At 62.6% G+C, this 12,355-nt stretch carries 13 protein-coding genes and 1 tRNA gene; 7 read left to right on the plus strand and 7 right to left on the minus strand.

All coding sequences use genetic code 11. From position 1 onward, the window contains the following. The first annotated feature begins 14 nt into the window (after positions 1 to 14). Entirely contained in the window at positions 15 to 473 is a 459-nt protein-coding gene (locus ACFOW7_RS13100; RefSeq protein ID WP_378164935.1) for a SixA phosphatase family protein, read from the plus strand. 272 nt (positions 474 to 745) lie between these two features. On the opposite strand, the gene ACFOW7_RS13105 is transcribed toward ACFOW7_RS13100, so the two are convergent. Then, positions 746 to 3,106: a Calx-beta domain-containing protein gene (locus tag ACFOW7_RS13105; protein WP_378164937.1), complete on the minus strand. Its 2,361-nt coding sequence runs from the start codon at positions 3,104 to 3,106 to the stop codon at positions 746 to 748. 500 nt (positions 3,107 to 3,606) lie between these two features. Between ACFOW7_RS13105 and ACFOW7_RS13110 the strand changes: the two genes are divergently transcribed. From ACFOW7_RS13110 to ACFOW7_RS13125, 4 genes are read left to right on the plus strand one after another with little or no spacing between them, the layout of a single operon-like run. Continuing rightward, the gene (locus tag ACFOW7_RS13110) at positions 3,607 to 4,041 is read left to right on the plus strand and encodes an NfeD family protein (RefSeq protein ID WP_378164939.1); all 435 of its coding nucleotides are present in this window, start codon (positions 3,607 to 3,609) and stop codon (positions 4,039 to 4,041) included. 17 nt (positions 4,042 to 4,058) lie between these two features. After that, complete coding sequence (locus ACFOW7_RS13115) at positions 4,059 to 5,009, plus strand: SPFH domain-containing protein (protein ID WP_378164941.1); 951 nt, start codon at positions 4,059 to 4,061, stop codon at positions 5,007 to 5,009. A 19-nt stretch (positions 5,010 to 5,028) separates the two neighbouring features. Then, complete coding sequence (locus ACFOW7_RS13120) at positions 5,029 to 5,961, plus strand: exopolyphosphatase (protein ID WP_378164943.1); 933 nt, start codon at positions 5,029 to 5,031, stop codon at positions 5,959 to 5,961. After that, on the plus strand, positions 5,954 to 6,709 hold the full coding sequence (locus ACFOW7_RS13125) for a substrate-binding periplasmic protein (protein ID WP_378164945.1): 756 nt from the start codon (positions 5,954 to 5,956) through the stop codon (positions 6,707 to 6,709). Before ACFOW7_RS13120 ends, ACFOW7_RS13125 begins: the two co-directional genes overlap by 8 nt. A gap of 74 nt (positions 6,710 to 6,783) precedes the next feature. Here the strand turns inward: ACFOW7_RS13125 and ACFOW7_RS13130 are convergent, their stop codons facing one another. Continuing rightward, positions 6,784 to 7,911 carry a M48 family metallopeptidase gene (locus tag ACFOW7_RS13130; RefSeq protein WP_378164947.1) on the minus strand — a complete coding sequence of 376 codons (1,128 nt, stop codon included), beginning with the start codon at positions 7,909 to 7,911 and terminating at the stop codon, positions 6,784 to 6,786. Continuing rightward, positions 7,908 to 9,029 (minus strand): YjgN family protein, encoded by a 1,122-nt coding sequence (locus ACFOW7_RS13135; RefSeq protein ID WP_378164951.1) that lies wholly within the window; start codon positions 9,027 to 9,029, stop codon positions 7,908 to 7,910. The genes ACFOW7_RS13130 and ACFOW7_RS13135 overlap by 4 nt, the downstream gene beginning before the upstream one ends. Positions 9,030 to 9,160: 131 nt before the next feature. On the opposite strand from ACFOW7_RS13135, the gene ACFOW7_RS13140 reads away from it, so the two are divergent. Both ACFOW7_RS13140 and ACFOW7_RS13145 read left to right on the plus strand, forming a co-directional pair. Beyond that, on the plus strand, positions 9,161 to 9,985 hold the full coding sequence (locus ACFOW7_RS13140) for an undecaprenyl-diphosphate phosphatase (RefSeq protein ID WP_378164953.1): 825 nt from the start codon (positions 9,161 to 9,163) through the stop codon (positions 9,983 to 9,985). Positions 9,986 to 10,058: 73 nt separating this feature from the next. Continuing rightward, positions 10,059 to 10,134 (plus strand) — tRNA-Met (locus tag ACFOW7_RS13145). 138 nt (positions 10,135 to 10,272) lie between these two features. On the opposite strand, the gene ACFOW7_RS13150 is transcribed toward ACFOW7_RS13145, so the two are convergent. From ACFOW7_RS13150 to ACFOW7_RS13165, 4 genes are read right to left on the minus strand one after another with little or no spacing between them, the layout of a single operon-like run. Continuing rightward, positions 10,273 to 10,953: an MIP/aquaporin family protein gene (locus tag ACFOW7_RS13150; RefSeq protein ID WP_378164956.1), complete on the minus strand. Its 681-nt coding sequence runs from the start codon at positions 10,951 to 10,953 to the stop codon at positions 10,273 to 10,275. Continuing rightward, the gene (locus tag ACFOW7_RS13155) at positions 10,950 to 11,444 is read right to left on the minus strand and encodes an arsenate reductase ArsC (protein WP_378164959.1); all 495 of its coding nucleotides are present in this window, start codon (positions 11,442 to 11,444) and stop codon (positions 10,950 to 10,952) included. Before ACFOW7_RS13155 ends, ACFOW7_RS13150 begins: the two co-directional genes overlap by 4 nt. A 23-nt stretch (positions 11,445 to 11,467) precedes the next feature. Beyond that, on the minus strand, positions 11,468 to 11,914 hold the full coding sequence (locus ACFOW7_RS13160) for an ArsI/CadI family heavy metal resistance metalloenzyme (protein ID WP_378164961.1): 447 nt from the start codon (positions 11,912 to 11,914) through the stop codon (positions 11,468 to 11,470). A gap of 17 nt (positions 11,915 to 11,931) precedes the next feature. After that, positions 11,932 to 12,261 carry an ArsR/SmtB family transcription factor gene (locus tag ACFOW7_RS13165; RefSeq protein ID WP_378164963.1) on the minus strand — a complete coding sequence of 110 codons (330 nt, stop codon included), beginning with the start codon at positions 12,259 to 12,261 and terminating at the stop codon, positions 11,932 to 11,934. Between the last annotated feature and the right edge of the window lie 94 nt (positions 12,262 to 12,355).

The raw sequence follows: 12,355 nt of genomic DNA on the forward strand, positions 1-12,355 counted from the left end.
ACGAGGAGACGGAAATGGATCTGATCTTGTGGCGCCATGCCGAAGCCGAGGATGGCGCCGACGATATGGCACGGGCCCTGACCGGACGGGGCCGCAAGCAGGCGGCCGCGATGGCCGGCTGGCTCAGGTCGCATCTGCCGCCGGGCTATCGGGTCGTGGCCAGCGAAGCCGTGCGTGCCCGCCAGACCGCCGAAGCGCTCGACCCGGACCATCGGGTCGATCCGCGCCTCAATCCCGATCTCGGCGTGACCTCCTACCTCGACGCGATAGGCTGGCCCGATCAGCTGCCCGAAGTGCTGCTGATCGTCGCCCACCAACCGACGCTGGGCCAGCTCGCCGCCCGTCTATTGGGCGGACAGAACCAGGAATGGAGCGTGCGCAAGGGGGCGATCTGGTGGTTCCAGGGTCGCCAACGCGGCGGGCAGGCGCAGATGGTGTTACGCACCGTCCTGGCGCCGGAGCAGATCGATTGAGAAAGACAGCCGCCGGCAACGCAAGAGACGGTGCGCCTGATTGAGATCGTCCGCGCTGACTGCAGCGATGCCACCGCGGACAAGCAGACAGCCTGGCCTTCAACACAGCGTCCAATCACTCTGTCGGACCGGAGGGGAGAGGCCGGAGCCCCTCACCCATCCTGGCGTTGACCAGCGGATCCGAGCAGGAAGTCGCCACGGTACCTCACCCCGGCTGGCGGCTGAGGCACCGTCCGGCTTCACTCGCCTGGACACCTAGTCAAGGCAAATGATCAGCGCACCGTTACCGTCTGGTTCAGCAGCGGCGGCAGCGAGCCGACCGGGAAGCCGCTGAGATCGGCACCGGCCTTCATCAGCAGGCCGTAGAAGGTGAACTGGCCCTTGATGCCGGTCAGATCGAGTCCCTTGAAGACCTCGACCCGGTTCTGGGCGCGACCCAGGCTGGTACGGAACGGTCCCGGCTGGGCGCTGAAGGCCGGGAAGCCGCCGAAGGTACGCAGGAACATGAAGCTGTTGTCGGGCAGCAGCATACCGACCCACAGATCGACCGAGCTGGCATTGGCGCGGGCCAGTTCGTCCCAGTTGAGCGCGAACGCCAGATCGAAGCGGTCGCTGCCGCCGACATAGGTCGATTTCAGACCATCGAAGCACAGAGCCTGGCTGCAAGCGCTCGGCGTGGTGCTGTCGTTGTCGGCGAGGTTGACGCTCACGCTGCTGGTCTTGCCAAGCACGGCACCCTTGGCTTCGCTCAGCTCGACGAACAGGCGCTCGCTGTTTTCCACCGACTTGTCATCGATCAGTTTGAGTTCCACCGTCTTGGCCGTGCTCTCGCCATCCTTCCACTCGAGCTGGCTGTCGATGGCCATGTAGTCCTCGCCGGCGCGGGCGCTGTCATCACGGCTCTTGACCCGCACGCTGGCCACGCCCGTGCTGCCGCCCACCCGCTCCACCGTCAGTCGCAGCGTGCCGTCGCCTTCCTTGGCGTCAAGGCTGCCGATCGAGAAGCTCAGATTGCCGTTGGCGACCACCTTGTCGTCGTCAGCGATGGTCACGGTGCTGCGCACCCGCTCGCCCAGCTTGGCGCCGCTGGCGTCGAACAGTTCGACCTGGAAGGTTTCGCTGGACTCGACCGTCTTGTCGTCCTTGATCGCCACTTCGATGGCCTTGGGCGCTTCGTCGCCGTCGGCCCAGTTGAGGGTGCCGCTTGCTTCGCTGTAATCCTCACCGGCCTTGGCGCTGCCGGCCAGCAGCCGCCACTTGACCGACGCCGCGCCGCTCTTGCCGCCGCTGCGACCGACCTGAAGCGTGACCTTGGCGCCGTCCTCGCGCACGCTGGCCTGCTCGGCCAGGAAAGCGAGGCTGGCGCTGCTGCCGCCGTCGGCGCTCGGCATGAAGGCCGCCACATAGGGAGCGGTATTGGTCAGGGACAGCGAGTTGTTGGCGCCGTTCTTCTCGTCCTTCTCGCTGATGCCGCAGACCTTGTCCTTGCAGGTCTGGTTCGGATTGGAGAAGCGACCGATGCGCGGGCGCAGATAGCTCATGATGGTGCCAAACTCGCCCGAGATGCCGTAGCCGTAGGAATAGCTGAAGGCGCCCTGGGCACCGGCGTTGGCGCGGTCATGGGCGCTGCCCATGTTGTGGCCGAGTTCATGGGTGAAGGTGTAGGTACTGCAAGAGGAGCCATTGTCGTTGCCGACATTGACCACCGAAAAGCCGGAACCGGCGTAGCGCGAGATCGGCTTGCCGCCGCTGCCGCCGACCCAGGCCACGCCGCAGCTGCCCACGCCGCTCTTGTAGCCGCGCACCATGGTCACCAGATCGGCGCCGTATTGCTTGCGCCAACCGGCCACGTCCTTGAAGACGCCCTCGCCATTGGTCAGCTGACCCAGCACGGCATTGTTGCTGCCGCCGCTCTCGCCGTCGGCCAGCTCGACCTTGCGGCTGTGCACCAGACGCAGCTTGATCGGGACCTGGCTGTCGCGATAGGCCTGGTTGGACATGGCCACCAGACTGTTGAGGAAGGTCTCGACGCCGTCCTTGCTGTAGGCGCTGGCCAAGCCCGGCGAGTACAGCACCATCAGATCGATTTCGTGTTCGGTGGCGGCAAAGCGCTGTCCGGTCGGCTGCATCGGTTCACTCAGCAGATGCTCATGCGGCACCAGATCATCCTGGTGGTAGCCCGGCGACTGCACGATGCCGGCGGCCTTGAGATCGACCAGCATCGGGCCGGCAGCACCGACCTGGCTCTCGACCTGGAAGTCGCCCTCAGGCGTCAGCAACTGGCCGAAGGCACCACCGCGGCCGACGGTGATCAGCACCCGGTATTCGGAACCGAAGGCCGGCAGATGGCCGATCCAGGTCCGGTCGCCGTTGGGATGGAGTTCGGCACGCTCGTAGACTGCCGTCACCGGGGCCCGGCCGGGCAGTTCGATACGGAATTCGGTGCCGAACGGCTGGTTGAAGGCGCTGCCGGCATCAAAGCGCAGGGCGTGGATCCCGGGCCGGTCGGCGGCAAACGCCTGACGGTCCACCTGCCATAGATCGACCTGGGCCAGCGCAGGCGCCGACAGGGCGCAGGCCAGGGCCAGAACGAAGGGCTTGCGGACGAATGGAAGCAAATCTCGCTGTTTCATGCTGTAAGTCCCCTTTGCGACAGGTGCGATGCACCATGTCCATGTCGTTACGTCGTTGTCGATTTCTTTTTTCGCCTCATACCATCAGCATGGCTGACTGGGCGGAGCGAGCGGTGGCAACAAGCGTGCCATGAAGTGAACGACGGTCATTACAAGCTGAGCAATTGCTTTAATGATCAGCCAGATACGGGTTTACCACAATGCCATCGGTCGCCGGCCGACCCAGGGCGGCCAAGCCGAAAATTGTCACATTTGTTCAATTAATGGCAAATGGATAATTGGGGATTTGCTATCAATACCACTGTCAAGATAGGAAGGTTTTCTATTTTCTCCATGAGTGCCAGCTGGTCTGGCACACTTTCGTCCTGAATTTTTCTCATGGTGTCGGCATCGCCAGGCCAGACCAGGCATCGCTGCCGCGCAGCGGCTACACGGCAGCTAGGCGAGACGATGGGCTAGGCTATAAGCTATAACCACATGATCCTTTCCACTGAGCTGTTATGGATATCCAACCCTATGCCCTGTGGCTGATCGCAGCGCTGGCACTGGCCGGGGTCGAGATGCTGATCGGCACCTTCTACCTATTGGTGTGGGGCATCGGCTGCGCGGCCGCCGGCGTGGCGGCCTACTTCGGGGCCGATCTGCCGCTCCAGCTCGTGCTGGGCTCGGCCATCGGCCTGGCCGGTACCTTCTGGCTGCGCCGCCACCCGCTCACCCGCCGCCCGCGCGGTGAGGCCGATTCACTGGAAATCGGCCAGCCGGTCACGGTCGAGCATTGGCAATCGGCCCAGCGCGCCCGGGTCCGCTACCGTGGCGCCGGCTGGGATGCCGAACTCACCGGCGAGACCGATGTCCAGCCACAGCAGCTCTATATCGTTGGTCAGCGCGGCAATGTGCTGCTGGTCGCTCCCCATCCCCCCACCCCACACACCTGATCCAGGAGAATCGACCCATGCCGTATATCGCCATCGCGCTCGGTATCGTGGTGCTGATCTTTATTGCCAAGACCTTCCGGGTCGTTCCGCAGCAACACGCCTACGTTATCGAACGGCTGGGCCGCTATCACGGCACGCTCAATCCCGGCCTCAATATCGTGATTCCATTCATCGACCGGCTGGCCTATCGGCACGATCTGCGGGAAATCCCGCTCGATGTGCCAAGCCAGATCTGTATCACTAAGGACAATACCCAGCTCCAGGTCGACGGCATCCTGTATTTCCAGATCACCGATGCCAAACTGGCCTCCTACGGTTCGAGCAACTATGTGATGGCAATCACCCAGCTGGCCCAGACCACGCTGCGCTCGGTGATCGGCCGGATGGAACTCGACCGCACCTTCGAGGAACGTGACGAGATCAACCGCACCGTGGTGTCGGCGCTCGATGAAGCGGCGTCGAGCTGGGGGGTCAAGGTGCTGCGCTACGAGATCAAGGATCTGACCCCGCCCAAGGAGATCCTGCATGCCATGCAGCAGCAGATCACCGCCGAGCGGGAAAAACGCGCGCTGATTGCCGCCTCGGAAGGCCGCAAACAGGAACAGATCAATATCGCTACCGGCGAGCGTGAATCCTCGATCAAACGTTCGGAGGGCGAGAAACAGGCGGCGATCAACGAGTCCGAGGGCGCCAAGCAGGCCGCCATCAACAATGCCGAAGGCGAGGCCGAGGCGATCCGGCTGGTGGCGCGGGCCACGGCCGAGGCCGTGCATATGGTGGCGCAGACCGTGCGCCAGCAAGGTGGCCTCGAAGCTGCCAACCTCAAGCTCGCCGAGCAATATATCGCCGCCTTCGCCGAGCTGGCCAAGAAGGGCAACACCATGATTCTGCCGACCAATGCCGCCGATGTGGCCGGCATGGTCGCCACAGCCATGCAGGCGGTCAGACAGCAGCCGCCTTCACATTGACCCCGCCAGGAGTCCGACTATGTCCGAGCCGAAGTACCGCCTTATCACCCGCAGCGATTTCGACGGCCTGGTATGCGCCGTGCTGCTGCGCGAACTCGATCTGATCGGGGATATCCTGTTCGTGCATCCGAAGGACATGCAGGACGGCAAGGTGCCGGTCAGCGACCGCGATATCAGTACCAATCTGCCTTATGTGCCAGGCATCCATCTGGCCTTCGACCACCATCACTCCGAGACGCTGCGCAGCGAGGGCCAGCCGGCCAACCATATCATCATGCCCGACGCGCCCTCGGCTGCCCGGGTGGTCTATGACCATTACGGCGGCCGCAGCACTTTTCCGCGCATCAGCGATGAATTGATGGAAGCCGTCGACAAGGCCGACTCGGCCGATTTCACCAGCGACGAAATCCTCAGCCCCGAAGGCTGGGTGCTGCTCAACTTCCTGATGGACGCCCGCACCGGGCTTGGCCGCTTCCGCGAATTCCGGGTCAGCAACTACCAGCTGATGATGGATCTGATTCAATACTGCCGCGACCACGGCATCGAGGAAATCCTGGCGCTTGACGATGTGCGCGAGCGGGTCGAGCTGTACTTCGACCATGAGCCGCACGCCAAGGAGCAGATCCTGCGCTGCACCAAGGTCTACGGCAATCTGGCGGTGCTCGATCTGCGCAATGAAGATACGATCTACGCCACCAACCGCTTTATGATCTATGCGCTGTTCCCCGAGGTGAATATCTCGATCCACCTGCTGTGGGGCCGTGAACGGCTCAACACGGTATTTGCCACCGGCAAATCGATTCTCGACCGCTCCAGCCGTACCGATGTGGGTGCGCTGATGCTGCAATACGGCGGCGGCGGCCACCAGGCAGCCGGCACTTGCCAGATTGCCAACGACCAGGCGGAAGCCGTGTTGCAGCAACTGATCACCAAAATCAACGCCGATGGCTGAAGTCCGCCCCAGCTCCCTGCTCCGTCTGCTGCTGGCCCTGGGCTGCGCCGCCCTGGCCACCGCAGCCGAGCGGATCGCCGTCTGTGCCGAGGACGATTTCTATCCCTACTCGGCCCTGCGCGGCGATAAGCCGGTCGGGATGACGGTCGATCTGGTGCGAGCGGCCTTTCGCCGTGCCGATATCGAGGTCGAATTCCAACCGAGCGCCTATAACCGCTGCCTGACCCTGGTCAAGCGCGGCCAGACCGTGGCCACCTTCGATACCGCCCGCACCAGCGAGCGTGAGCAGGACTATCTGTGGCCCAGCGAACCACTGACCACGGTCAGCGTGCAGATCTGGGGCCGTGCCGGCATGAACTACGGTCGGATCGGCTATCAGGAGCTGCACGGTCGCAGCGTGGGCGTGGTGACGGGCTATGAGTATCCGCCGCAGCTCTGGCAGGAAAAGGAAATCAGCAAGGTCGAAAGCCGCAGCGAGCTGGTCAATCTGAAGAATGTGGCCATCGGCCGGCTCGACTTCACCCCGGTCGATGCCAAGGTGGCCGCCGCGCTGATGGCCGCCAACGGCTTGCAGGACAAGCTCGAAAGCTACGGCACGCTGACCGAGTTCGACCTCTATATGGTGTTCTCGCGCCGCCACCCCGATGCCACCCGGCTGATGGAACGGTTCGAGACCGGCTTCAAGCGATTGCGCGAGAGCGGCGAATACCGCCGGATCCACGACGCCTGGCCACCCAAGCGACGCTGAGTCATTCATCAAATAAAATGCAAAAGCCATGGTAGACACCATGGCTTTTTGATTTTAAAGATACTGTAATTTGCCTATTTGTCTTGGGGACAGTAATCGGCGAAGCGGCGGGTGCGTTCGTGGGTATCGGGATGGGTGGAGAACCAGGCCGGAATATCGCTCTGGTCGGACTCGGGCTTGGCGCCGCTTTCCTGGCTGTCGCCGCTGCTCTCCCGGCGCGGCCTGTCGGGCCGGTTCTTGCCCGAGCCTTCGTGTTCCCGGTCGTCTTCCCTATCGCGCCGCTTCATTTCGGCTTCGATCCGGTGCATCACGGTGGAGAAGGCGCACGGCGATACCGACTGTTCCGGTAGACGGCGCAGGGCGAAATCGTCGGCCTCGCGTTCGAAATCGCGGCTATAGCGTAGATCGGCCAGCATGACCGGCAGCGCGGCCATGGTGGTGCCGACCGAGGTGGCATCGCCCAGCACCACGCTGACCGCCACCGCCAGCCCGCTTGAGCGCAGCAGGCCCCGCACGCCGTGGCGCAGCTCCACATGACCGATCTCGTGCGCCAGTACCGCCAGCAGCTCGTCGTCGCTGCTGGCCAGTTCGACCAACTGATCGGTCATCACCACCGTGCCACCAGGCAGGGCAAAGGCATTGGGGCCGATATCCTCGGCGTTGCGGAATTCGAGCCGGTATTGGTAATCGGGATTGCCGCCCTTGGCCAGGGCGGCAAAGCGCTGGCGCAGGGCTTCCTGGCGGGCGCGCGGCAGTTTGCTGTCCGCAAGACCATAGCGGTCGAGCATGGCCAGCGTCTCGCTGGCGAGCTTCTGCTCGGCCGCGACCGGCACTATCTCGGCTCCCCGGTCAGCCAGCCAGGGCAAGCCCCACTGGTAGGCGGCGAATACCGTACCGACCAGCAAGGGCACCGCCAGCACCGCGAGCTTCCAACTGCGCTCAAGCCGACCGGCCAGGTCATGGCGATGACCGAGCTGGCGCGCCAGCAACGCCGCGTTGTTGACCTCGAGCGCCCCGCCGTCGGGCAGGTCGAAGCGCCAGGGCATCGCGCCGATCGGCGCTGTGCTGCGTACCTGCCCGGCCGAATAGCTGACGGCCACCTCCGGCCCGTCGAGCCGTAGCGAGCCTTGCTCGCACCGGACCTCGACGGTTTTTGCCCCGGCCGAGCGGCCGTCGAAATAGCGACCCTGCCAGACGTTCATATGCCGATATCCACCTGGAACATATCGGCGATCTCTTCCCCGATGGCATTGGTCTGCTGCTGCTCGCCGGCCACAAACATCGACAGGTCGAACGGTGCCAGCACATCGGTGGTCTCGGCCATATAACGGGCCAGACGCACCCGGGCCCACGGATAAGCCAGACCGAGCGAGAACACGATGGCCAGGGTATTGAGGGCGTAGAGCTTGAACAGCGGCATCACCCGCATATTGCTCTTGAAGCGGACCTCACCGAGCCGGCTGTTGTCGAGCACCAGCTTATTGAGCCAGGCACGCAGCATCTGGCCCGACACCACATAGACCAGCAGGAAGGCACCGTAGCCGACCACGCCTGCGGTAATCGCCAGACCACCGCTCAAGGTCTTGCTCCAGTCGCTGTCGCCCGACAGAAACAGCGCGCCGATCAAGCCCATCACGATCGCCCCCAGCACCATCAGCGCGATCACCATGCCGGTGATGCCGACCAGCAGATACAGATAGGCCACATACCAGTCACCCACCACCGAGCGCATCTGGAAACGGGTGGCACCAAAGCGCGAATGATCGACCACGAAGCGCCGCACCTCGTGCTGCACATAGGGCGTGGCCAGACCCATGCTCAGCAGCGACAGGATGGGCATCAGCAGAAAATACAGATAGCCCTGGCCGACGCTGCCATCGAAACCGAAGCGGATATTGCGGTAACTCACCATGCGCAGCCGGAAACGCAGCGAACGGATCACCAGATAGGGCGCCACCAGCATCACCAGCAGCAGCAGGCCGAAGGCGATGCCGGGGTGGCTGTTGGACAGCAGCGAAACAGGCACGAACATCCCGAAAGCGATGGCCCGGCCGATCAGGATCGAGATAGGAGTGGCGTGATAATCGAAGCGGGCGCCGGCCAGCTCGGTCGAGCCGTGGAAGTAGCGCATGGTGCGCACCTTGGCCCAGGCGGAATAAATGCCGAGGGTGAGCACCGACAGCAGCAGATTGACGATCCAGATCTTGAAGTATTCGCCGGCCTGGCCATGGAAGCGCAGCGAGACCGGTTCGAAGCGGCCCATCGCCAACGAGGGCAAGCGGGCCGGGATAATGCCTTGATAAGGCGCAGTTGCGTGCATAGACCCCCCTGGTAAGCGACGCATATGGATTCATGCCGATGTCGTTGACCGACGCCAAACCAGCACGATAGGGGGACGCCACGTTTTCGGCAAGCCACCTATAATCGTTCGTTTTGACAAACGGATAGACGATGGACTGGGTTCTCTGGCTACAAGCGGTATTGATGGGCTTGGTCGAAGGATTAACGGAATTCCTGCCAATTTCCAGTACCGGCCATCTGATTCTTACAGGAAGCCTGCTGGGCTTTCTCAGCCGTGAGAAGCGTGATGTATTCGAGATTTTCATCCAGCTCGGGGCGATCCTGGCGGTGCTCTGGTTCTACCGGGCCAAGTTTATCGATGTGACGCTGCGCGCCGGCAGCAGCCCCGAGGCACGGCGCTTTCTGGGCAATCTGCTGCTGGCTTTCCTGCCGATCGCCATCGTGGGCTTGCTGTTCAACCGGCAGATCAAGGCCGTGCTGTTCCATCCGGTACCGGTGGCGACGGCGTTTATCGTGGGGGGCCTGATCATCCTGTGGGCCGAGCGGCGGGTGCATGCGGCCCGGATCGTGCGGGTCGACGATCTGCGCTGGACCGATGCGCTCAAGATCGGCTTGGTGCAATGTCTGGGACTGCTGCCCGGCACATCGCGCTCGGGGGCGACCATCATCGGCAGCCTGTTCTTTGGCCTGTCGCGCCAGACCGCGACCGAGTTCTCGTTTTTCCTGGCCATCCCGACCCTGGGCTCGGCCTCGCTCTACAGCCTGTGGAAGGCGCGCGATCTGCTGTCCTGGGACGACGCCTATATCTTCGCCATCGGTTGCGCGGCGGCCTTTGTCTCGGCGCTGCTGACCATCAAGGTGCTGCTGCGCTTCGTCGCCAGCCACAGCTTCGAGGTATTCGCCTGGTACCGGATCGGCTTTGGCATTCTGGTGCTGATCACCGCCTATTCGGGCTGGGTCGACTGGTCACACTGAAAAAAGATATAAAAATATCGCCATCGACCATTGACAGCTCAAGCCACCTTCTCCATAATTTGCATCTCTCTGACGCGGGATGGAGCAGTTGGCAGCTCGTCGGGCTCATAACCCGAAGGTCGCAGGTTCGAGTCCTGCTCCCGCAACCAGCGAATTCATGCAAAAAGCCCAGTTCAATCGAACTGGGCTTTTTGCATTGGTCCGCTCGCGCTAACCATCGTCCCCCTTCACCTCAAGCAGTAGCCGATCAGCAGGCCACCTCGCCATCGAGCATGGCCTACCGCGCTTCACTTCTCTCCAGGCTGACCCTTATCGTCCAACAGCCAGCCAAACACCCAGCTGGCGGCTAGCGCTCCCAACAACTGCGCCACCACAAAACCCGGCACATCAATCGGTCGAATGCCAGCGAAGGTATCCGATGCCGCCCGCGCCAACGTCACGGCAGGGTTGGCAAACGAGGTCGATGCAGTAAACCAGTAGGCGCTGACGATATAGAGCGCGACGGCAAAGGGCACAAACTTGGGCTGATTCCTTGCGCAGCCGAAGATCACGGCCAGCAGCCCGAAGGTGGCAACCCACTCGCTCCACCATTGGGCCGGTCCGCTGCGTAGATGCTGCGAAGCGAAAAACAGCGCTTCGCCGAACATCATGTGGGCAGCCGCCACCCCACAGAAGGCGCCGACGATCTGGACCGTGATATAGAGCGCCGCTTCCCTGGCCGACAATTCCCGCCGCCATGTCAGTGCCAGCGTGACGGCCGGGTTGAAGTGGGCGCCCGAAATCCCGCCGAACGTCAGAATCAGCGCGACCAGCCCGGCACCCGTAGCAATTGCATTGGCCAGCAGGGCAATCGCCACATTGCCTGCGGCGAGCCGCTCGGCCATGATCCCTGAACCCACCACGATCGCCAGCAGAAACGCCGTACCCAGCCATTCCGCCAACAGGCGGCGTTGCAAACTCGGCTTCATTGCCCACCCAATCTGCGCAATTCGGTCAGCAGCGCCTGATGGTCGAGCTTCTCGATCGGGAGGCTGGTGAATAGGCGCAGTCGCGTCGCAATCAACTGCGCGGTATGGGCAAAGGCTGCCAGCTTGGCTTCATCGTCCCCTTCGGTCGCCGACGGGTCGGCAAAGCCCCAGTGCGCCGTCATCGGATGTCCCGGCCAGACCGGGCACACCTCCCCGGCTGCGCTGTCGCATACGGTAAAGATGAAATCCATCGGGGGCACCTCAACAGCGGCGAACTCGTCCCAGCTTTTACTGCGCAGGCTGCCCGTGTCGCATCCCAGCCTGTCCAGTGTCCGCAGCGCATACGGATTGACCCGGCCGGACGGGAAACTGCCCGCGCTGTAGGCCTTGAAACGGCCGGCTCCCATCTGATTCAGCAATCCCTCGGCCAGGATGCTGCGGGCCGAGTTATGCGTGCACAGAAAGAGCACGTTATAGGTTTTTTCGCTCATGGGAGCCTCCATCAAGGTCAGATTCAGCAGCAGCGCTGCGGACGGCTGGCCGACTGTTCGGTCGGGTTGCAGCAACCGCTCTTCATTTCGGTTTGGCCGCTATAGGTCGGTATCTCGCCGACCGTATGAAAAGCCTCCCACAGAATGCCTTGCGGGTCGGCCACCCACTGCTTGTCCGACTGGGCATAGCAGCAATTGGCCCCTTCCTCGGGCATGGTGACGAGACCTGCCGAGATGGCGCGTTGGGCCAGTTCCGTCAGTTCGGCATTGCTGTCGACCTGAATGCCCAGATGGCTGAGGCCGGTGGTCTCGGAGCGGGTCGAGATGGCAAAGTTGACCAGCGGATCGTCGAGCATCCATTTGGCGTAGTCGTCCTTGTGGACAGTCGGCTCGGCCGCGAACAGGCCGCGATAGAAACGGACGCTTTCTTCCAGATTCTTGACGGCAACATGCACATGCAGGCGTTTCATTTCAATTCCTTCCATATTTACCTGCAATCACTGTCGCAGGCAGGTGGTGGGACGGCGCAGTTCGAGCCTGCGCAGCAGTTCTCGGTCAGAAAGGCGAGCAGACTGCTGATTGCCGCGTAATTGGCCGAGTAGAAGACAAAGCGCCCTTCCTGACGCGATTGCACCAGCCCCGCGTGACTGAGTTCCTTGAGGTGGAACGACAGGGTCGCGGCAGGAATGCCCATATGCTCGCCGATCTTGCCGGCGGCCAGGCCGTCCGGGCCCTGTTCGACCAGCAGACGGAACACCGCCAGACGGGATTCCTGCGCCAGGGCAGTCAGAAGAGAGACAGCAGCTTTGTTATCCATGATTCCACCATAATGGAAATATCGAAAGGTTGTCGAGAAATTTCTACAGTTATCGAAGTATAAGGCGACGGATGGTAAGCTCGCAGCCTCCACG

Origin of the sequence: Chitinimonas lacunae (assembly GCF_042650885.1) — a bacterium.
GTDB classification, from domain to species: Bacteria; Pseudomonadota; Gammaproteobacteria; order Burkholderiales; family Chitinimonadaceae; genus Chitinimonas_A; species Chitinimonas_A lacunae.